The organism is Nocardia sp. CA-290969 (genome assembly GCF_050936135.1).
In the GTDB taxonomy this organism is placed as follows: domain Bacteria; phylum Actinomycetota; class Actinomycetes; order Mycobacteriales; family Mycobacteriaceae; genus Nocardia.
Genome location: NZ_JBNJNJ010000001.1, coordinates 1,002,428 through 1,021,207, shown reverse-complemented (window position 1 = coordinate 1,021,207; position 18,780 = coordinate 1,002,428). Strand labels below are relative to the sequence as shown.

Genomic DNA, 18,780 nt, shown 5'->3' with positions numbered 1-18,780 from the left:
CACGCCCCCGGGGATCGCCCGGGGGCTGGTCCGTCCGGCGTTTCGGTTGTGGAGGTCACGAGTTGCCGAGCCGAGATACGGCCGCCGGTACTCGTCGACGCGCACCGTTCGCGGGTCGGAAAGCCGTCGGGGATTTCCGCGACATCCGCGGGCGTTGGGTCAGCGCGCCTTCTTGGCGGCGGTCTTCTTGGCCGTGGTGGTCCGCTTCGCGGTGGTGGCCTTCTTCGCCGCCGTGGTCTTCTTCGCCGTCGCCTTGGCGGTGGTCTTCTTGGCCGCGGCTTTGGCGGGGCTCTTCTTGGCGGTGGTCTTCCGGGCCGCCGTCTTGGTGGCCGCCTTCTTGGCGGCGGTGCTCTTGGCCGGCGCCTTGGTGGCGGTCTTACGTGCCGTTGTTTTGGCGGGCGCCTTGGTGGCCGACTTCTTGGCGGTGGTTTTCTTCGCCGTGGTCTTCTTGGCCGTGGATTTCTTGGCCGCCACAGGAGCATTGACACCGCGTTTCACGGCGGGGCCGGTTGCCGCGAGCTTCTGTTTACCCGCGATTACCGCCTTGAACTGGGCGCCCGGCCGGAACGCCGGCACCGAAGTGGGCTTCACCTTGACGGTTTCCCCGGTGCGCGGATTACGTGCGACGCGGGCCGCCCGCTTGCGCTGTTCGAACACACCGAATCCGGTGATGGTGACGCTCTGCCCTTTGTGTACCGCACGCACGATGGTGTCGACCACATGCTCGACTGCCGCGGTGGCCGTGCGCCTGTCAGTACCCAACTTTTCGGTCAGAACGTCGATCAGTTCCGCCTTGTTCATTGAATCCTCCGCAGACTAATGGCCCGTCGTCGGACCGACTAGGTACCACGGTAAACCCACATTGGGCAAGAGTCTATGTGCCACGCCAAAATTCATGTGGCCTAGCACACGCACAGCTACCGCGTCATCCGAAGCCCCACTAAGAGGCCCAGAACATTACGCCTGCGAAATAGGTTCGGGGAGGGTCTTTGGTTTCCAACCCGGCCTTGCCTTTTCGAACTCGGCGATCACATCGCTACGCCGCAGGGTCAGGCCGATGTCGTCCAAACCTTCCAGCAGGCGCCACCTGGTGTAGTCGTCAATATCGAACGGCAACACGACGGTTCCGGCGGTCACCGTGCGCTCTTGGAGGTCGACAACCAATTCCAGTCCGGGCTGTTCCTCGAGCAACTTCCAGAGCATTTCGACATCATTCTGTGACATTCGCGCGGCCAGTAGACCACCCTTGCCCGCATTACCGCGGAAGATGTCGGCGAAACGTGAAGAGATAACTACTCGAAAGCCATAGTCCATGAGCGCCCAGACAGCGTGCTCACGCGACGAACCGGTACCGAAATCCGGGCCCGCGACGAGTACGCTGCCGCGGGAGTACGGTTCGGTGTTCAGAATGAAGTTCTCGTCGCCGCGCCATGCGGCGAACAGGCCGTCTTCGAATCCTGTTCGAGTCACGCGCTTCAGATAGACGGCGGGGATGATCTGGTCGGTGTCCACATTGGACCGGCGCAGCGGAACGCCGATCCCCTTGTGCACGGTGAAGGCATCCATCGTATTTCTCCTGTTTCGGGCTGTTCGTGGGTTTCGGAATACGGCGCGGCGGCTCAGTTCAGATCGGCGGGCGCCGACAGCGTGCCGCGTACCGCGGTGGCCGCGGCGACCAGTGGCGACACCAGATGGGTGCGGCCGCCTTTGCCCTGCCGTCCCTCGAAGTTGCGATTGGAGGTGGAGGCACAGCGCTGACCGGGCTCGAGCTGATCCGGGTTCATCCCCAGGCACATCGAGCATCCGGCCTGCCGCCATTCGGCGCCGGCCGCGGTGAAGATCTCGCCGAGCCCCTCGGCCTCGGCCTGTTCCCGCACCCGCATGGACCCCGGCACCACCAGCATGCGCACCCCGTCGGCGACCTTGCGGCCCTTCAGGACCCCGGCCACGGCCCGCAGATCCTCGATCCGGCCGTTGGTGCACGACCCCACGAAAACGGTGTCCACCGCGACCTCGCGCAGCGGCATACCCGGGGTCAAATCCATGTATCGCAGCGCCTTCTCCGCCGATTCCCGCGCGGATTCGTCGGCGATCTGCGCCGGGTCCGGCACATTCGCGCCGAGCGGCAAACCCTGCCCCGGATTGGTGCCCCAGGTGACGAACGGCGTCAGAGTGGAGGCGTCGATATGCACTTCCCGATCGAAAACGGCGTCTTCGTCGGTCTTCAGCGCCTCCCACGCCTGCACCGCGGCATCCCAGTCGGCGCCCTGCGGGGCGTGCGGGCGGCCTTTCAAGAACTCGTAGGTGGTTTCGTCGGGCGCGATCATCCCGGCCCGCGCCCCCGCTTCGATGGACATATTGCAGATCGTCATCCGCGCTTCCATCGACATTTTCCTAATGGCCTCGCCCCGGTACTCGAGCACATATCCCTGTCCGCCACCGGTACCGATTTCGGCGATCACCGCCAGAATGAGGTCTTTACTGGTGACTCCCGGCGGCAGTTCCCCGTCGACGGTGATGGCCATCGTCTTGAACGGCCGCAGCGACAACGTCTGTGTGGCCAGGACATGTTCGACCTCGCTGGTCCCGATTCCCATGGCCAGTGCGCCGAACGCGCCGTGGGTGGAGGTATGACTGTCCCCGCACACGACAGTCGTACCCGGCTGGGTCAGTCCCAGCTGCGGGCCGACCACGTGCACGATGCCCTGTTCCCGGTCGCCCATCGGGTGCAGCCGGATACCGAATTCCGCGCAGTTACGGCGCAGCGTCTCCACCTGGGTGCGCGAAATCGGGTCGGCGATGGGTTTGTCGATATCGGTGGTCGGGACGTTGTGATCCTCGGTGGCGATGGTCAGATCCGGCCGGCGCACCGGCCGCCCCGCCGCGCGCAGCCCGTCGAAAGCCTGCGGGCTGGTCACCTCGTGCACGAGATGCAGATCGATGTAGATCAGATCGGGTTCGCGCGCTTCGCCCTCCCCTTCGCCGCGGGCGACGACGTGCTGTTCCCATACTTTCTCGGCCAGCGTACGTGGCATTGTTGCGATCACCTTTCGGGCCGGGCACCCGCCCGGGCTCACCCGGGCGGATACGCGCTAGCTGGATTATCGCGACCCCATCCCACGACCCACCTGGGCTGTTCGTGATGGCATCTCAGAATGCAGGACGCTAATATCGTTCTATGAGACAGCATAGCGGTATCGGCGTTCTGGACAAAGCGGTGGCAGTGCTGTATGCGGTCGCCGAGCAGCCCTGCGGTCTCAACGAGTTGTGCGAACGCACCGGCCTGCCCCGCGCCACCGCGCACCGGCTCGCGGTGGGCCTGGAAACACATCGCCTGCTGGCCCGCAACGGTGACGGCGCCTGGCGCCCCGGCCCCGCGCTCGGCGAACTCGCCGCCGGTGCCGCCGATCCCCTGCTCGAGGCCGCGAGTTCGATTCTGCCGCGGCTGCGCGAGATCACCGGCGAAAGTGTGCAGTTGTACTGCCTGGACGGCAGCCAGCGGGTCTGCGTCGCCGCCCTGGAACCACCGGCCGGCCTACGCGATACCGTCCCGATCGGTTCCCGGCTTCCGCTCACCGCGGGCTCGGCCGCGAAGGTCCTGGTGGCCTGGGCCGATCCGGAACTGCAGCGCAGTGTGCTCACCGAGGCCGTGTTCACCGAACGCACACTCGCCGATGTCCGCAAACGGGGCTGGGCGCAGAGCGCCGGGGAACGCGCGGCCGGGGTCGCGAGCATTTCGGCCCCCGTCCGCGATCAGCAGGGCGCCGTCGTCGCCGCCATCTCCGTCTCCGGCCCGATCGACCGTATCGGCCGCCGCCCCGGCGCCCGCTGGGCCGCGGATCTGGTGGCGGCCGCGGATGCGCTGCACCGCCGGATCTGAGCGGCGGGCGACCGCCGTCACTTATGGTGGCCTGATGGGAGTGAACCAACGGTCACAGATCGTGATGACCGATACCGAGATCACCGATTTCCTCACCCGCAGCCGGGTGGCCACCCTGGCCACCCTGGACGCGAACGGGAAACCGCATCTCACCGCCATGTGGTACGCGCTGATCGCCGATCCGGACCGCCCCGATGCCGTCCCCGAAATCTGGTTCGAGACGAAGGGCAAATCCCAGAAAGCGGTGAATCTGCGCCGCAACCCCACGGTCACCTGCATGGTCGAGGCCGGCCAGACCTACGACACTCTGCGCGGCGTCTCCATCGAAGGCCACGCCGAAGTGATCGACGACCCCGAGAAGCTGTTCGCCGTCGGCGTCAGCGTCTGGGAGCGCTACACCGGCCCGTACACCGAGGATATGCGCGAGTACGTCGAAGGCATGCTCAACAAACGTGTGGCGGTCCGCGTGGTCCCCGAACGCATCCGCAGCTGGGATCACCGCAAACTGGGCCTCCCCGAAATGCCCCTGGGCGGTTCCACCGCCGGTGCGCTCGACGACTGATCCAGGAGCCCCGGGTGACGCCGATCGCCCGGGCAAAACGCCCCGCCGCCGCCCGCGGGACAACGGCGCCCGCGCCACCATGGACTGATGACGAACGTGTCCGGCGTGGGTCGTGCGGGCGAGATCGCCCCGGGCCAGGTTATTTTCCTCAACGGAGTCTCGAGCTCGGGAAAGTCCAGTATCGCGCGCAGGCTGCTGACCGACCTCGACCGGCCGTTCTTCCATATGGGCGTCGATATGTTCGGCGCCATGCGTTCGGAATCCCGGACCGGCGAACTCGATCCGGGCGACCTCGCCGAGGTCCTCCGCAGGACGCGCGCCGGATTCCACCGCGCGGTCGCCGGTATGGCCCGCGCAGGCAACGACATCGTCATGGACCATGTGTTGAGCGAACCCTGGCGGCTGCACGACTGCCTGGCCGTGCTGGCCGGTATCGACGTCGTTTTCGTCGGCGTCCACTGCCCGCCCGGGGAACTCCGGCGCCGCGAACAGCACCGCGCAGACCGCCCGCCCGGTACAGCGGCCCGGCAGCTGGATTCGGTCCACGCCCACGCGATCTACGATCTCGAAGTCGATACCGCGGCCGCCTCCATCGCGGAATGTTCCACCGCGATCAAGACCTTCCTCACCCGCACCCCCGAAAATCGGGCCTTCGACCGGCTTCGGGCCCAGGCCGGCCGCTGACGTCCACTCCGCCCGCGGCACGGCCCCGCCGTGTGGGTGCGCCCGAGCGACGGACCCCGGTCGGCCCCGCGCCCGCAGCCACGTGCAAATGCCGATTCCGGCTGTGTTGTTCATCACTGCCGATGGTAAGAAAACCGGCACCCGCCGTCGGTCTCATCGCATCTCGAAGGCAACCAACCACAGAGGGATCCAGGGGCGCAGCCCCGGCACCAGCCTTCGTAGGTCCCCAATCCGCAAAGGGGGGTCCAGGGGGCGCCGAGCCCCCTGGTCGGGGTGCGGGGGTCGAACCCCCGCAAAACATTGCGAATCAGCAAAGGCCCATGCTCTCCATGAGCATGGGCCTGCCAGCTGAGTAGCCCCGACGGGATTTGAACCCGCGCTACCGCCTTGAGAGGGCGGCGTCCTAGGCCGCTAGACGACGGGGCCAGGACTTTTGATCAACTCCTGCGAGCGGATCGTGGATCTTGCGATCCGAAGCTCGATCAGCGTAACCGACCGGGCGGCGGCGACCAAATCGCCTGGATGTTCGTTCCGCACCGCATCTGGAGGATGTAGTAGAGACCGATCTCCGCTGGGGTACCAGGACTCGAACCTAGAATGGCTGAACCAGAATCAGCTGTGTTGCCAATTACACCATACCCCAATGACCTGGGCTTTCGGGTTCGTCGCTGGCTGCGGCGGCACCGTCGTTCCGGCCGAGAAAGAGAGTACCAAACTGTTCGGGGGAAACTACAAATCGCCTGGTCAGTCCGGGGTTCCCGAGTGTTCGCGGGGGTGGCTCACGGCTGTCGGCAGCCGATTGGGCCGACCCGAAGTGCGCGACCTGGCGCGCCGGAGCAGCGGAACCGGCGGGGCCGGTGCCTGCTGGACGTCCCGGCCCCTTCGGCGACCTGCTGCGCCGGTGATCGCGGGCGGGTGCCTGATCCCCGCGATTTACGCATCGGGCCGGCGCCGTGGCTACCGCACGCCCCGTACGGCACGCCCGGACGATCGGGTGCGGCCGTCCCGACGGGGCGCCGCGCGGTCATTCGGCGGGTGCGACCCATTCCCGTCCGGCGCGCAGCCGGCGCATGGTTTCCGCGCGGCCGAGCAGTTCCATGGATTCGTAGAGCGGCGGGCTGATATGCGATCCGGTGACCGCGACCCGTACGGGTGCGAATGCTTTTCTGGGTTTGAGTTCGAGCCGTTCGATGAGTGCCGTTTTGAGCGCTTCTTCTATTTCTCCGGCGGTCCATGCGGTGAGCGGTTCGAGCGCTTCCACGGTCGCGTCCAGGACCGGCCGGGCGGCTTCGCCGAGGTTTTTCTTCCCGGCTGCCGGGTCGATTGCGAAGTCTTCGGCGGGGGCGAAGAGGAAGCGGAGCAGATCCCAGGCGTCGGCGAGTACCACAATTCGCGTCTGAACCAATTCCGCGGCTTCGGCGAAGAGTTTTTCGTCTATTCCTTCACCGATATATCCGTGCCGGACGAAGTATTCGCGCAAACGCCCAGCGAAATCGGCGGGAGCGAGCATCCGGATGTGCTCGGCGTTGATCGCGTCGGCTTTTTTCTGGTCGAATCGGGCCGGGTTCGAATTGACCTTCGAGATGTCGAAGGCCGCGATCATCTCGTCCATGGTGAACACATCGTGGTCGTCGGCGATGCTCCAGCCGAGAAGCGCGAGGTAGTTCAGCAATCCTTCGGGGATGAAGCCGCGGTCACGATGCAGGAACAGATTGGATTCGGGGTCGCGTTTGGAGAGTTTCTTGTTTCCTTGACCCATGACGAAGGGCAGGTGCCCGAATTCGGGGGTGAAGTCGGTGACGCCGATACGCCGCAGCGCCGCGTAGAGGGCGAGCTGGCGCGGGGTGGAGGAGAGCAGGTCTTCGCCGCGCAGCACGTGCGTGATGCGCATGGTGGCGTCGTCGACGGGGTTCACCAGCGTGTAGAGAGGGTCACCGGTGCCGCGGGTGAGCGCGAAGTCGGGGACGGTGCCGGCTTTGAAGGTGGTTTCGCCGCGGACGAGGTCGTGCCAGGTGAGGTCGGTATCGGGCATCCGCAGCCGGACCACGGCGCCGCGGCCGGCGGCTTTGTATTCGGCGATCTGCTCGGGTGTCAGGTCGCGGTCGTAATTGTCGTAGCCGAGTTTCGGGTCGCGTCCGGCCGCGCGGTGGCGCGCTTCGACTTCGTCTGGCGTGGAAAAGGATTCGTAGGCCTCACCGGCCTCGAGCAGTTTTCGCACTACGTCGAGGTGGATTTCGCGGCGCTGTGATTGCCGGTACGGCGCATAGGGTCCGCCGATTTCGGGGCCCTCGTCCCATTCGAGTCCCAGCCACCGCAACGCGTCCAGGAGTGCCAGATAGGATTCTTCGGAATCCCGTGCGGCATCGGTGTCTTCGATTCGGAAGACGAAGGCGCCACCGTGATGTTTGGCGTAGGCCCAGTTGAACAGTGCGGTGCGGATGAGTCCGACATGCGGTGTCCCGGTGGGCGACGGGCAGAAACGGACCCGTACGTTTGTCATGTCTCTCTTTCGTTCAGCGTTTGGCGGCAACAGGATTGGTGAGTGTACCGATTCCGGAGACGGTTACCGAAACACTTTGGCCGTCTTTCATGGGGCCGACACCTTCGGGTGTGCCGGTGAGGATCACATCACCGGGCAGCAGGGTCATCACCCGGGTCACCCATTCGATGATTTCCGGAATATCGTGCAGCAGTAGCGATGTGGTGCTGCGCTGCTTGACTTCGCCGTCGAGTTCGGTGGTGATCTCGAGATCGGCCGGGTCGAGTTCGGTTTCGATCCAGGGGCCGAGAGGGCAGAAGGTGTCGTAGCCTTTCGCCCGCGTCCATTGCCCGTCCTGGGCCTGCTGGTCGCGGGCGGTGACGTCGTTGGCGACGGTGTAGCCGAGGATGACGTCTTTGGCGCGGGCGGCGGTGACGTCTTTGCACGGGCGGCCGATCACCACTGCGAGTTCGCCTTCGTAATCGACTCGCGAGGAGCTGGGCGGCAGCTGGATGGGCACGTTCGGCCCGATGATGGAGGTGTTCGGTTTGATGAAGATCACCGGCTCCTCCGGCGCCTGCCCGCCGAATTCGGCGGCGTGCGCGGCGTAGTTCTTGCCCACGCAGATCACCTTGCTCGCCAGGATGGGGGCGAGCAAGCGGATATCGGCCAGCGGCCAGCTACGGCCGGTGAACGTCGGGGTGCCGAACGGATGTTCGGCGATTTCTTTGGCGGTCTCGCCGTCGATGGCGACGAAAGCGACCCCGTCGGGGCTGGCAACTCGACCTAGACGCATGGTCGGAGTCTATCCAGCCGGTTCCACCAGCCCGAATGCGCCCGACCGGTCGGCACGCCCGAGGGCAGTGAAAAGCGTGACACCGCCTGGTACGAGCACGGACGGGCGGTGTACGGTGAGCGAGATAGTTCAAAGATTGAGAAGCGAATCCCATATATTGAGACTCGCTGTTGTATTCCGAAATGGGGCACGATGGCGCACAGTTCACCGGCGACCGCCCCGGTCGCCACGCCCGGAAATCAGCGGGCACAGGTCTCTCCGGTCCGCCGCTGGCTCATGCTCGCTCTCGGCGTCTTCGCCCAGACCTCGAGCGCGATCTTCGTCCACGGTGTCCCGTTCCTGCTGCCCGCGCTCACGGCCGGCGGTATGCCACTGCCCACGGCCGGGCTGCTGGTCGCACTGCCGACCGTGGGACTGTGCTGCACCCTCATCGCCTGGGGTTATCTGGTCGACCGCCTCGGCGAACGCCTGGCACTGGTGGCCGGACCCCTGATCATGTGCGCGGCCGGTGCCGCGGCCGCCTTCACCACCAGCTATGCCCTGCTCGGGATTCTGCTGTTCCTCGGCGGTATGGGTGCGGCCAGCACCAACGGCGCCAGCGGCCGGGTGATCGTCGGCTGGTTCCCGCCCGAACGCCGCGGCCTGGCCATGGGTATCCGGCAGACCGGCCAGCCCATCGGAGTCGGGATCGGCGCTCTGACGATCCCCTTGGTCGCGGCCGAGTTCGGTATCGCGACGGCGCTCCTGGTCCCCGCCGTGCTGGCGGGTGTGGCGGCAGTGGGCTGCCTGCTGGGCATCATCGACCCGCCGCGCCCACCGCGCGCGGAATCCACCGGCGCCAACCCGTACCGCGCCGGCGGCACACTGTGGCGCATCCACGGTGTTTCGATCCTGCTGGTCATCCCGCAGGGCACCGTCTGGACCTTCGCCCTGCTGTGGTTGCATCGCGATATCGGCTGGTCCCTGGCCGCTGCCGGCGCCCTGGTCACCGGCACCCAGATCCTCGGCGCGCTGGGCCGCATCGGCGCGGGCGCCTGGTCCGACCGGGTGGGTAGCCGCATGCGCCCGCTACGCCTGATCGCCGTCGCCGCGGTCACCACCATGGCCCTGCTCGCGCTGACCGCCTGGACCGAATGGTGGTGGGCGGCAATACCGCTGATGGTGATCGCCTCGGTCGTCACGGTCTCCGACAACGGCCTGGCCTTCACCGCCATCGCCGAACTCGCCGGACCCTACTGGAGCGGCCGCGGCCTGGGCATCCAGAACACCGGCCAGAACCTGATGATCGCCGCCGTCCCCCCGGTCCTGGGCACGGTGATCACCGCGACCGGCTTCCCCGCCGCCTACCTCGTAGCCGCCGCCCTCGCCGCCGTCTCAATTCCCCTGGTGCCCACGCGGTCCGAGAAGCCGCTGAGGTAAGCCAAGCAGGCGGCCGTCCGCGGCGCCGTCACATCTCGATGAGAACCGCGGGGTCGAAGTTCACCCGAACCGGTACATCGACCTCGAACTCAGCGGCGAACACACCGCCCTCGCTCACCGGAGGCTCGAACTTATAGCTGCCACCATCAAGGATGCCCTGATGAATCTGAATCGTGGGCTGGTGTTCGACGATCCAGTACTGCGGAATCCCCAAACCTGCGTACTCCCGGACCTTCCGGACCCGGTCGGTACGTTCGCTGCCACTACCCGGCGACACGACCTCGACCACCAGCTGCACATCCATCCCCGGAATCAGCTTCGGCGACTCTTCGACAATGGCGGCTCGCGCGATGGACTTCGGAATTACGAGCACATCGGGTTTGCGGACACCCGACGGTGTACTGATCTCCCATTCCCCGCCGTCACAGACGAATACATCCGCGTCTTCGGCGGCACTGCGGAGCCGCCGGGCGAGCGACCAGCCGATGTAGTTGTGCCGTGCCCCCGCTGCCACCTCGACCAGCCACCCGTCTTCGAGTTCGAAACCCTTACCGTCCTCCGGTAGGTCGTACAGATCCAGCACCGTGTACGGGCCGAAGCCTGCATCACTGGTGGCGTGCCACGCGGTCATGCTGCCTCCAAGCGCTCGGGCCGTCCATCGGGGATACGCCCAGGTATCCCCGATGGTATCGGAGAAGCAACCCGGTTTCGGGCGCGAGAGTACGGAGCTTCCGGGTCAGAGCGCGGCAGCGATCCGGTCGCCGATTTCGGTGGTGGAGGCGGTGCCGGTGCGACCCGACAGGTCCTTGGCGACCGCTTCCTGGATGCGGGCGGCGGCCGCGGTTTCGCCTTTGTGCTCGAGCAGCAGGGAGACCGAGAGGATCGCGGCGGTCGGGTCGGCCTTGGACTGGCCCGCGATATCGGGGGCGCTGCCGTGGACCGGTTCGAACATGCTCGGGTTGGTGCCGGTGGCATCGATATTGCCGCTGGCCGCCAGGCCGATACCACCGCTCACCGCGGCGGCGAGGTCGGTGATGATATCGCCGAACAGGTTGTCGGTGACGATCACGTCGAAGCGGCCCGGATCGTTGACCATGTGGATGGTGGCGGCATCGATGTGCTGGTAGGCGACCTCGACCTCGGGATATTCGGCGCCGACCACGTCGACGGTCCGCTGCCACAGCGAACCGGCGAAGGTCAGCACATTGGTTTTGTGGACCAGGGTGAGGTGCTTACGCCGGGCCTGGGCCTTGGCGAAGGCGTAGCGGACCACGCGTTCGACGCCGAAACGGGTGTTGGTACTGACCTCGGTCGCGACCTCGTGCGGGGTGTCGACCCGGATGGCCCCGCCGGTGCCGGTGTAGGGGCCCTCGGTGCCTTCGCGGACGACCACGAAGTCGATATCCGGTGCGCCGGCGAGCGGGCTGCCGACGCCGGGGTACAGCTTGGAGGGCCGCAGGTTCACGTGGTGGTCGAGCGCGAACCGGGTGCGCAGCAGCAGGCCGCGTTCCAGGATGCCGCTGGGCACCGAGGGGTCGCCGATCGCGCCGAGCAGGATCGCGTCGTGCTGTTTCAGTTCCGGCAGCACCGAGTCGGGCAGGATCTCGCCGGTCGCGTGGTAGCGCTTGGCGCCGAGATCGTATTCGGTGCGTTCCACGCCGGGCAGTACCACATCGAGCACTTTGAGCGCCTCGGCGACGACCTCCGGGCCGATACCGTCACCGGGGATCACGGCGAGTTTCATGACAACCACGCTTTCTGGATACGACGTGCCGCGAGCCGCCGCGGCCGGCGGGCCGGGTGCGGCCGCCACTGGACAGGTATTCTGCGCCGCCCGCCCGGATGCCGGGCACCCGGGCGGAGCGGCGCACCGCTACATCAGAACAGGTCGACCAGCGCGACCTTGCCGGCGCCCACCGCGGCCGCGATCTCGGAGCGCACCGATTCCGGCACCTCCTTGTTGACCCGCAGCACCACGGTGGCGCCCTCTTTGTTGGCGTCCTGGGTGAGCTGGGCGGCGAGGATATCGATCTCGGCGGCACCCAGTGCGGTGCCGACCTTGCCCAGCGCGCCGGGCCGGTCCTCGTAGTTGAGGACGGCCAGGTTGATGCCCTCGGCGCGCATATCGTAGTTGCGGCCGTTGATGTTCACGATCTTCTCCACCTGGGCCGGTTCGGTGAGCGCGCCGGCGACATTGATGCTGCGCCCGTCGCCGAAGACCGCGCGCAGATCCACCAGGCTGCGGTGGCTGGGGCTTTCGGTGACGGTGGTGACCTCGGCGCTGATCCCGCGGTCCTGCGCCAGCGCGGGCGCGTTGACGAAGGTGACCTGGTCGTCGACGTGCGCGGAGAACACCCCGCGCAGCGCGGCCAGCTGCAGCACCTCGACCTCCGAGGAGGCCAGCTCGCCGCGCACCTGCACCTCGAGGCTCACCGGCAGTTCGTCGGCCAGCGCGCCCAGCAGGGCACCCTGCTTGCGGACCAGATCCAGCCAGGGCGCCACCTCGTCGCCGACCACGCCGCCGGTCACGTTCACCGCACCCGGTACGAACTCGCCGGCCAGCGCCAGCAGCACGGATTTCGCGACATCGGTACCGGCCCGGTCCTGCGCTTCGCTGGTGGAGGCACCCAGATGCGGGGTCACCACGACCTGCGGCAGGTCGAACAGCGGGCTGTCGGTGCAGGGCTCGGTTTCGTAGACGTCGATACCGGCGGCGCGCACATGCCCGGACTTGATGGCCTCGGCCAGCGCCGCCTCGTCCACCAGTCCACCGCGGGCGGCGTTGACGATGATCACGCCGGGTTTGGTCTTGGCGATCGCTTCCTTGCCGATGATGCCCTTGGTTTCCGGGGTCTTCGGCAGGTGGATGGAGATGAGGTCGGCCCGCTCCAGCACTTCGTCCAGGCTGATCAGTTCGATACCGAGCTGGGCGGCGCGCGCCGGGGAGACGTAGGGGTCGTAGGCGACGACCTTGGTTTCGAAGGCCGCCAGCCGCGCCGCGAACAGCTGCCCGATCCGGCCGAGGCCGATCACACCCACGGTTTTGCCGAAGATCTCCACACCGTTGAAGCTGCTGCGCTTCCAGGTGTGCTCCCGCAGGGTGGCGTCGGCGGCCGGGATCTGGCGGGCCGCGCTCAGCATGAGCGTGACGGCGTGCTCCGCGGCGGTGTGGATATTCGAGGTGGGGGCGTTGACGACCATGACACCGCGCTCGGTGGCGGCCGGGACGTCGACGTTGTCCAGGCCGACCCCGGCCCGGGCGACGATCTTCAGGTTCTTACCGGCTTCGAGCACCTCGGCGTCGACGGTGGTGGCCGAGCGCACGAGCAGCGCGTCGGCTTCCGGCACCGCGGCCAGCAGGGCGGGCCGGTCGGGGCCGTCGACCCAGCGGACCTCGACACCGTCACCGAGCGCATCGACGGTCGACTGGGCGAGCTTGTCGGCGATCAGAACTACAGGACGGCCTGCTTGGCTCACGGTGGGGTTCTCCTGGATGAAGGGGACGGCCAGTTGACGCGGCCAAGCTTAGTTCCAGCGGATCGGGCGGCCGCCCGCCCCCTCGTGGTCGGCCGCCGTCGGACCCGGCGCAACCAGCACCGGGCGGATTGTGCGGGTGGGCGGAATCACGCTCGTGGCGGCCGTCCGATCGCGGATACGGACCCTACGAACCGCGACGCCCCGGTCTCCAGCGCAGTAGGAGACCGGGGCGTCGCGGGAGCGGATCAGCCGAACAGCAGGGTCCACAGGGTGTCGAACACAACGTTGAGAGTGGCGGAGCCGCTTTCGATGATAACGGGGATCATGGAAATGTCCTTTCGCTCGGGAATGCAGCCGTGAATCGACTGTCGCGCGGTATGTCGACGACCGGAGCGAGACCATTAGCAATTTACCGTCTTTTGTGTCTCGCATCACCGTATATCGTTTCGTGATATGAGACATCAAGCCCTCGCACTGCCACTACCTGCCCGTATGCAAGCCATGGGCGACGAACCGGCATCGGCCACCGAACACCGGCCGCAGGTATGGACGATTGTTTTATCCGAATGAGGCGCTGACCGCTCATTCCATCCATATGCGGCCGACACATTTCATTTACCACCGGCTGCGACCGCCTGATCGACCGAGGACAAACCTGAAAACAGTCACTCGGCCCGAATTAATCCGCATGCCACGAGCTCCCGGACCAGCCCGACCGGCGCCCATCGACGGCGACCCGCCGGTGCCGACCTGCGGCCCGGCAAACAAGCGCAAAGATCGACAGGCCGGTTGTAGGGAAGTCCGGGCTCCGCTGTCGGACGACAACGCGCAGCTGGAACAAACCCGAAACACCCCCGAAAACGAAACCCCCGAAAACGACGAGGGGCCCCGCACCTTGCGGTGCGGGGCCCTGTCATTTCGTCACATCACTCAGATGGAGCGAACATCCTGAGCCTGAGGACCCTTCTGGCCCTGGCCGATCTCGAACTCCACCCGCTGGCCCTCTTCGAGGGTCCGGAAACCGGAACCGGATACTGCCGAGTAATGCACGAAGACGTCAGGACCGCCCCCGTCTTGCGCGATGAAGCCGAAGCCCTTCTCGCTGTTGAACCACTTCACGCTGCCTTGAGCCATGATACTTACTTCATACTTTCTGTTGCGAGCCAGCCGGCTCTCGTGTGATCCGACTGATCTCTCTGACAACGATGCCACGTCCCGAGAAGTTCCTCCACCTCAAAACCGGGTCTTTGTGAGGCAGAACGCGGTGATGTCGCACACCGTATGGCCGGGGCGGCAGAATTTCTCCACCACTGGGAGGAGACCCAGGGTTAGCCCTTAGTACCGAGGGATGATTTCCGCGAAAATCGGTGACATACCGGCCCGTCTGCGCGAAGGTGAAGCCCTATCGCCGATTTCGGCGCGCGCCCCCGCCGCGCCGCGGCGCAGTTCGAGAGGATTACCACGTGTTCGGCACGAAACGAACATCCGCGACCGGCCGGGTCGTCGTCGCGGGTGCTATTGCCCTGCTCCCCCTGGCCGCCGTCGCCGCCCCCGCCGCCGCCGATCCCGCCGCACCGGCGCCCGGGTACACCCAGGTGGATCGGGACCGGCACTGGGATCGCGACCGCGACCGGCATTGGGACCGCGACCGCGACCGCCACTGGGACGACGACCGGGATCACCACTGGAACCGGGACCACCACGGCTGGGACGATCCGGCGAAATGGTTCCGCCATCTCCTGCGCGGCGGCTTCGGCAGCAGCTGATCGCCTTCCGATCGGGCCCGGCTCCCACGTGGGATCCGGGCCCGATTTCTTTTCCCGACGCCGTCGACCGGCGGGTTTACGCCCGTAGCGTAATCGGTGCCGGCAGCGGCGGCCGGAATCCTAGGCTCGACCCATGAGCGAGCCGCGCAGACTCCACGCGATCCCCGGTGGCCGGGCCGAGCCGCCGCGCCCGCAGCCGGTGGGCGAACCCGAACCCCTGTGGCGTGAGGTACTGGGCAACCGATTGCGCACCCTGCGCGGCGAGCAGCGCGAAACTCTCGCGGAGACGGCCCGGCGCGCCGGCATCTCGCCGCAGTACCTCTCCGAGGTCGAACGCGGGCGTAAAGAACCGTCCAGCGAAATGATCGCCGCCCTGGCGGGCGCGCTCGGCACCTCCCTCGGCGAACTCACCCGGCAGGTCGCCGACGAACTCGTTTCCCATCGGCGACCTGCCGCGGCACCGCGTCCGGGCCCCGCGGGCGTGCCGATGCTGCGCGCCGCCTGAACCACCACCCGGCCGATCCGGATTGTGCGGCCGATACCGGCACCGGTGCAGCCGTTCACCTTGGCGCGCGGCTCGGCATGGGCGCCTATCAGTGCGTCGTGACAGCGACCGCTCGGCCGACATCGAAGCAGTCTGCCCGCGCACACCCGCCCGCCTGACAGCCTGAGAGGCCGCTACCCGGCCCTGGCCGGAACCCCACGCGCACGCGACCCGGTGCCCGGCTCATCGGCTCAACCCGGATACTGGCCGGTTCGACGCCCGGGAGGTCAAGTCCGCGGCGCGAGCACGGTGTCGGCGAGACCGTATTCGACGGCGGCGGAGGCGGTGAACACCCGGTCGCGATCGGTATCGCGCCGGAGTTGCCCGGCCGGCTGGCCGGTGTGCCGGGAAAGGATCGATTCGATCTCCGCCCGCATCCGGACCAGTTCGTCGGCCTGCAGGATCAGATCGGGGATGGCGCCCTGGCCGCGGGCCGCCGGCTGGTGCAGCACGACCCGGGCGTGCGGGAGCAGGGCGCGGTGCCCGGGAGCGCCGCCGGCCAGGAGCACCGCACCCACGGCGATCGCCTGCCCGACACAGGTCGTGTGGACCGGCGCGCCGATGTGCTGGATGGTGTCGTAGATCGCCAGCATGGACTGCAGATCACCGCCCTCGCAGTTGATGTAGAACTCGATCTGCTGGCCGGGACTCTCGGATTCCAGGTGCAGCAGTTGCGCGATGAGCGCGTTGGCCACCCCCGAGTCGATGGGTGTACCGAGATAGACGATCCGCTCGGCAAGCAGATGCGAATAGATATCGGTGATGCGCTCCCCACGCGGATGCTGCGCGATCACATTGGGAATGGTGTAGGTACTCATCGGATCTCCGCTCCCTGAAGCTGTAATTCGGGCACTGGCTCCGCCGGCCGCCGCCCGCTCATGCCCTGCCTGTTGCGCATACGCGGAGGCCTTACGTGGTGACGCTTCGCTACCGCCTCCGGGCCCGACCCGCTCACGCTCTGCAAATTGCGCATGAGCGGGGGCCCTACATGGTGACGCTTCGCTACCGCCTCCGGGCCCGACCCGCTCATGCGGAGATCCCCACGCGCTGGCGTTGGGGGACGACCTGACCGAATTCGCCGACGATATGGTCGATGAAGCCGTATTCCTTGGCCTGGGTGGCGCTGAACCAGCGGTCGTGCAGGGAATCCTCGTAGACCTGGTCGTAGGGCTGGCCGGTGTCGTCGGCGATGAGGCCGAGCACGGTTTCCACGGTGTAGCGCAGATCGTCGGCCTGTACTTCGACGTCGACCGCGGTGCCGCCGATTCCGGCCGAGCCCTGATGCATGAGGATGCGGGCGTGCGGGAGCGCGTAGCGTTTGCCGCGGGTGCCCGAGGAGAGCAGGAACTGCCCGGCGCTGCAGGCCAATCCGAGTGCGAGGGTGGAAACCGGGCATGGCACCAGCCGCATGACGTCGCGGATGGCGAGCATGGCCGGTACCGAGCCGCCGGGCGAATGGATCCACAGCGAGATGCCCGCGTCGGCGTCCTCGGCCGCGAGGGTGAGCAGCTGGGTGGCGAGCAGGGTGCCGTTGTCGTCGTCGAGCGGGCCGTCCAGTACGAGGATGCGGCGGGCGAGCAGTTGTTCGCGGGCACGCCAGCTGAACAGCGGGGATTTGTCGTCGTGAGCCATGTATTCACGGTGCCCGGCCGGCGCGGGAACCGGAACCGCATGCTGCTGTGAGCGGATCTGCTCTCAGCAGCGCGGCCGAGGGGGGTTGGCCAACCGATACCCGGGTTTCACGCTGCGATACGTGGTTGAAACACAGCGTCCTTAGCGTAATTCCTCGTATACGCCGCTGTATACAGCTTCGAATACGAGCGAGTCAGCGGGCTGACCTTTGCTGAGTGGAGGCCGAACGGTCATGAATGCAGCCAGATCCGAATCACCTACGAGCGCTGCGGCGATCCGCCGGAAGAAGGGCAACCGGACACGTACGTTCTTCGCGCTACCGGTCGCCGTATGCGTCACCGCGCTGGCCGTCACCGCCTGCGGTAGCTCGGCGTCCGACCAGGCCGGCTCCACCGCGCAGTCCTGCGTAGACACCGCCGGGCCCACGATCAAGGTCGGGTCGCTGAACTCGCTGTCGGGGACCATGGCCATCTCGGAGGTCACCGTCCGCGATTCCATCCGGCTCGCGGTCGACGAGATCAACGCCGCCGGCGGGGTGCTCGGCAAGCAGATCGAATTGGTCGGGGAGGACGGCGCGTCCGAGCCGACGGTGTTCGCGGAGAAGGCCGAGAAACTGATCAGCAGCGATTGTGTCGCAGCGGTTTTCGGTGGCTGGACCTCGTCGAGCCGTAAGGCGATGCTGCCGGTGTTCGAGGATCGCAACGCCCTGCTGTACTACCCGGTCCAGTACGAGGGCCTGGAATCGTCGGAGAACATCTTCTACACCGGCGCCACCACCAACCAGCAGATCGTGCCCGCCCTGGACTACCTGAAGGGCCGCGGCGTGAAATCGCTGTACCTGGTGGGTAGCGACTATGTGTTCCCGCAGACCGCGAACCGCATCATCAAGGCGTACGCGGAGGCCAACGGCATCGAGATCAAGGGCGAGGACTACACGCCGCTGGGGTCCACCGATTTCTCGACCATCGTCAACAAAGTGCGCTCCGCCGACGCGGACGCGGTGTTCAACACCCTCAACGGCGACTCCAATGTCGCGTTCTTCCGCGAGTACAAGAATGTCGGCCTGACGGCGCAGGATATGCCGGTGGTCTCGGTGTCGATCGCCGAGGAGGAGGTCGGCGGTATCGGTGTGCAGAACATCGCCGGCCAGCTCACCGCCTGGAACTACTACCAGACCGTCGACAACCCGCAGAACAGCGAGTTCGTCAAGGCGTACAAGGCGAAGTTCGGCGCGAACAAGCCGACCTCCGATCCCATGGAAGCCGCCTACGTCTCGGTCCATCTGTGGAAGAACACCGTGGAGAAGGCCCAGTCCTTCGCCGTGCCGGAGGTGCAGAAGGCGGCCGGCGGGGTCACCTTCGAAGGTCCCGAGGGCCTGGTGACCATCAACGGCGAGAACAACCACATCACCAAAACCGCCCGGATCGGTGAGATCCGGCCCGACGGCCTGATCTACAGCGTCTGGGATTCCGGCGAGGCCATCGAACCCGACCCGTACCTGGCCGGTTACTCGTGGGCCGAGGGGCTCGGGGGCTGATCTG

General features: G+C 66.7%; 18 protein-coding genes and 2 tRNA genes. 7 read left to right on the top strand and 13 right to left on the bottom strand.

Annotation, left to right across the window (positions count from 1 at the left end; all coding sequences use genetic code 11):
- Window positions 1-159 precede the first annotated feature (159 nt).
- From ACQEVO_RS04850 to leuC, 3 genes are all read right to left on the bottom strand, one after another.
- Entirely contained in the window at window positions 160-801 is a 642-nt protein-coding gene (locus tag ACQEVO_RS04850) for an HU family DNA-binding protein (protein ID WP_432909265.1), read from the bottom strand.
- Window positions 802-957: 156 nt separating this feature from the next.
- The gene (leuD, locus tag ACQEVO_RS04845) at window positions 958-1,566 is read right to left on the bottom strand and encodes a 3-isopropylmalate dehydratase small subunit (RefSeq protein WP_432909263.1); all 609 of its coding nucleotides are present in this window, start codon (window positions 1,564-1,566) and stop codon (window positions 958-960) included.
- A 53-nt stretch (window positions 1,567-1,619) separates the two neighbouring features.
- Window positions 1,620-3,035 carry a 3-isopropylmalate dehydratase large subunit gene (leuC, locus tag ACQEVO_RS04840; RefSeq protein WP_432909261.1) on the bottom strand — a complete coding sequence of 472 codons (1,416 nt, stop codon included), beginning with the start codon at window positions 3,033-3,035 and terminating at the stop codon, window positions 1,620-1,622.
- 143 nt (window positions 3,036-3,178) lie between these two features.
- Between leuC and ACQEVO_RS04835 the strand changes: the two genes are divergently transcribed.
- The 3 genes from ACQEVO_RS04835 to ACQEVO_RS04825 all read left to right on the top strand — a co-directional run bounded on the left by ACQEVO_RS04835 (window position 3,179) and on the right by ACQEVO_RS04825 (window position 5,126).
- Window positions 3,179-3,880, top strand: a complete 702-nt coding sequence (locus ACQEVO_RS04835; protein ID WP_432909259.1) for an IclR family transcriptional regulator — start codon at window positions 3,179-3,181, stop codon at window positions 3,878-3,880.
- Window positions 3,881-3,914: 34 nt separating this feature from the next.
- Window positions 3,915-4,442, top strand: coding sequence for a pyridoxamine 5'-phosphate oxidase family protein (locus ACQEVO_RS04830; protein ID WP_432909257.1), 528 nt, complete (start codon window positions 3,915-3,917; stop codon window positions 4,440-4,442).
- An 87-nt stretch (window positions 4,443-4,529) separates the two neighbouring features.
- On the top strand, window positions 4,530-5,126 hold the full coding sequence (locus ACQEVO_RS04825; protein WP_432909255.1) for a chloramphenicol phosphotransferase CPT family protein: 597 nt from the start codon (window positions 4,530-4,532) through the stop codon (window positions 5,124-5,126).
- Window positions 5,127-5,479: 353 nt separating this feature from the next.
- Here ACQEVO_RS04825 and ACQEVO_RS04820 read toward each other — a convergent pair.
- The 4 genes from ACQEVO_RS04820 to ACQEVO_RS04805 form a co-directional block, all read right to left on the bottom strand.
- Window positions 5,480-5,552, bottom strand: a tRNA-Glu gene (locus tag ACQEVO_RS04820).
- Window positions 5,553-5,697: 145 nt separating this feature from the next.
- Window positions 5,698-5,769: transfer RNA gene (locus ACQEVO_RS04815), tRNA-Gln, on the bottom strand.
- Between the two features lie 381 nt (window positions 5,770-6,150).
- Window positions 6,151-7,626, bottom strand: coding sequence for a glutamate--tRNA ligase (gene gltX / locus ACQEVO_RS04810; protein ID WP_432909254.1), 1,476 nt, complete (start codon window positions 7,624-7,626; stop codon window positions 6,151-6,153).
- Window positions 7,627-7,639: 13 nt separating this feature from the next.
- Window positions 7,640-8,401, bottom strand: coding sequence for a fumarylacetoacetate hydrolase family protein (locus ACQEVO_RS04805; protein WP_432909252.1), 762 nt, complete (start codon window positions 8,399-8,401; stop codon window positions 7,640-7,642).
- A gap of 192 nt (window positions 8,402-8,593) precedes the next feature.
- On the opposite strand from ACQEVO_RS04805, the gene ACQEVO_RS04800 reads away from it, so the two are divergent.
- Complete coding sequence (locus tag ACQEVO_RS04800) at window positions 8,594-9,820, top strand: MFS transporter (RefSeq protein ID WP_432909251.1); 1,227 nt, start codon at window positions 8,594-8,596, stop codon at window positions 9,818-9,820.
- Between the two features lie 28 nt (window positions 9,821-9,848).
- Here ACQEVO_RS04800 and ACQEVO_RS04795 read toward each other — a convergent pair whose 3' ends face one another.
- The 4 genes from ACQEVO_RS04795 to ACQEVO_RS04780 form a co-directional block, all read right to left on the bottom strand.
- A complete protein-coding gene (locus ACQEVO_RS04795) occupies window positions 9,849-10,451 on the bottom strand; it encodes a Uma2 family endonuclease (protein ID WP_432909249.1) in 603 nt (200 codons plus the stop codon).
- Between the two features lie 105 nt (window positions 10,452-10,556).
- Window positions 10,557-11,564 carry a 3-isopropylmalate dehydrogenase gene (locus tag ACQEVO_RS04790; protein ID WP_432909247.1) on the bottom strand — a complete coding sequence of 336 codons (1,008 nt, stop codon included), beginning with the start codon at window positions 11,562-11,564 and terminating at the stop codon, window positions 10,557-10,559.
- A 134-nt stretch (window positions 11,565-11,698) separates the two neighbouring features.
- Window positions 11,699-13,297, bottom strand: coding sequence for a phosphoglycerate dehydrogenase (gene serA, locus ACQEVO_RS04785; protein WP_432909245.1), 1,599 nt, complete (start codon window positions 13,295-13,297; stop codon window positions 11,699-11,701).
- Window positions 13,298-14,227: 930 nt separating this feature from the next.
- Window positions 14,228-14,431 (bottom strand): cold-shock protein, encoded by a 204-nt coding sequence (locus ACQEVO_RS04780; protein ID WP_357235719.1) that lies wholly within the window; start codon window positions 14,429-14,431, stop codon window positions 14,228-14,230.
- 329 nt (window positions 14,432-14,760) lie between these two features.
- On the opposite strand from ACQEVO_RS04780, the gene ACQEVO_RS04775 reads away from it, so the two are divergent.
- Both ACQEVO_RS04775 and ACQEVO_RS04770 read left to right on the top strand, forming a co-directional pair.
- Window positions 14,761-15,063: a hypothetical protein gene (locus ACQEVO_RS04775; RefSeq protein WP_432909243.1), complete on the top strand. Its 303-nt coding sequence runs from the start codon at window positions 14,761-14,763 to the stop codon at window positions 15,061-15,063.
- Window positions 15,064-15,196: 133 nt separating this feature from the next.
- Entirely contained in the window at window positions 15,197-15,568 is a 372-nt protein-coding gene (locus ACQEVO_RS04770; protein WP_432909241.1) for a helix-turn-helix domain-containing protein, read from the top strand.
- A gap of 266 nt (window positions 15,569-15,834) precedes the next feature.
- Here the strand turns inward: ACQEVO_RS04770 and ACQEVO_RS04765 are convergent, their stop codons facing one another.
- Both ACQEVO_RS04765 and ACQEVO_RS04760 read right to left on the bottom strand, forming a co-directional pair.
- The gene (locus ACQEVO_RS04765) at window positions 15,835-16,425 is read right to left on the bottom strand and encodes a ClpP family protease (protein ID WP_432909239.1); all 591 of its coding nucleotides are present in this window, start codon (window positions 16,423-16,425) and stop codon (window positions 15,835-15,837) included.
- Window positions 16,426-16,633: 208 nt separating this feature from the next.
- Window positions 16,634-17,239, bottom strand: a complete 606-nt coding sequence (locus ACQEVO_RS04760) for a ClpP family protease (protein WP_432909237.1) — start codon at window positions 17,237-17,239, stop codon at window positions 16,634-16,636.
- Window positions 17,240-17,471: 232 nt separating this feature from the next.
- Here ACQEVO_RS04760 and urtA point away from each other — a divergent pair, with 232 nt between their 5' ends.
- Entirely contained in the window at window positions 17,472-18,776 is a 1,305-nt protein-coding gene (urtA, locus tag ACQEVO_RS04755; protein WP_432909235.1) for an urea ABC transporter substrate-binding protein, read from the top strand.
- The last annotated feature ends 4 nt before the right edge of the window (window positions 18,777-18,780 follow it).

Excerpts from the sequence above, each read along its gene's own strand:
- ACQEVO_RS04760 (WP_432909237.1), bottom strand. The coding sequence starts at position 17,239 with ATGGCTCACGACGACAAATCCCCGCTGTTCAGCTGGCGTGCCCGCGAA.
- urtA (WP_432909235.1), top strand. The coding sequence starts at position 17,472 with ATGAATGCAGCCAGATCCGAATCACCTACGAGCGCTGCGGCGATCCGC.
- leuD (WP_432909263.1), bottom strand. The coding sequence starts at position 1,566 with ATGGATGCCTTCACCGTGCACAAGGGGATCGGCGTTCCGCTGCGCCGG.
- ACQEVO_RS04805 (WP_432909252.1), bottom strand. The coding sequence starts at position 8,401 with ATGCGTCTAGGTCGAGTTGCCAGCCCCGACGGGGTCGCTTTCGTCGCC.
- ACQEVO_RS04790 (WP_432909247.1), bottom strand. The coding sequence starts at position 11,564 with ATGAAACTCGCCGTGATCCCCGGTGACGGTATCGGCCCGGAGGTCGTC.
- ACQEVO_RS04800 (WP_432909251.1), top strand. The coding sequence starts at position 8,594 with ATGGCGCACAGTTCACCGGCGACCGCCCCGGTCGCCACGCCCGGAAAT.
- ACQEVO_RS04780 (WP_357235719.1), bottom strand. The coding sequence starts at position 14,431 with ATGGCTCAAGGCAGCGTGAAGTGGTTCAACAGCGAGAAGGGCTTCGGC.
- ACQEVO_RS04830 (WP_432909257.1), top strand. The coding sequence starts at position 3,915 with ATGGGAGTGAACCAACGGTCACAGATCGTGATGACCGATACCGAGATC.
- gltX (WP_432909254.1), bottom strand. The coding sequence starts at position 7,626 with ATGACAAACGTACGGGTCCGTTTCTGCCCGTCGCCCACCGGGACACCG.
- ACQEVO_RS04765 (WP_432909239.1), bottom strand. The coding sequence starts at position 16,425 with ATGAGTACCTACACCATTCCCAATGTGATCGCGCAGCATCCGCGTGGG.
- leuC (WP_432909261.1), bottom strand. The coding sequence starts at position 3,035 with ATGCCACGTACGCTGGCCGAGAAAGTATGGGAACAGCACGTCGTCGCC.
- ACQEVO_RS04795 (WP_432909249.1), bottom strand. The coding sequence starts at position 10,451 with ATGACCGCGTGGCACGCCACCAGTGATGCAGGCTTCGGCCCGTACACG.
- ACQEVO_RS04770 (WP_432909241.1), top strand. The coding sequence starts at position 15,197 with ATGAGCGAGCCGCGCAGACTCCACGCGATCCCCGGTGGCCGGGCCGAG.
- ACQEVO_RS04825 (WP_432909255.1), top strand. The coding sequence starts at position 4,530 with ATGACGAACGTGTCCGGCGTGGGTCGTGCGGGCGAGATCGCCCCGGGC.
- ACQEVO_RS04850 (WP_432909265.1), bottom strand. The coding sequence starts at position 801 with ATGAACAAGGCGGAACTGATCGACGTTCTGACCGAAAAGTTGGGTACT.
- ACQEVO_RS04835 (WP_432909259.1), top strand. The coding sequence starts at position 3,179 with ATGAGACAGCATAGCGGTATCGGCGTTCTGGACAAAGCGGTGGCAGTG.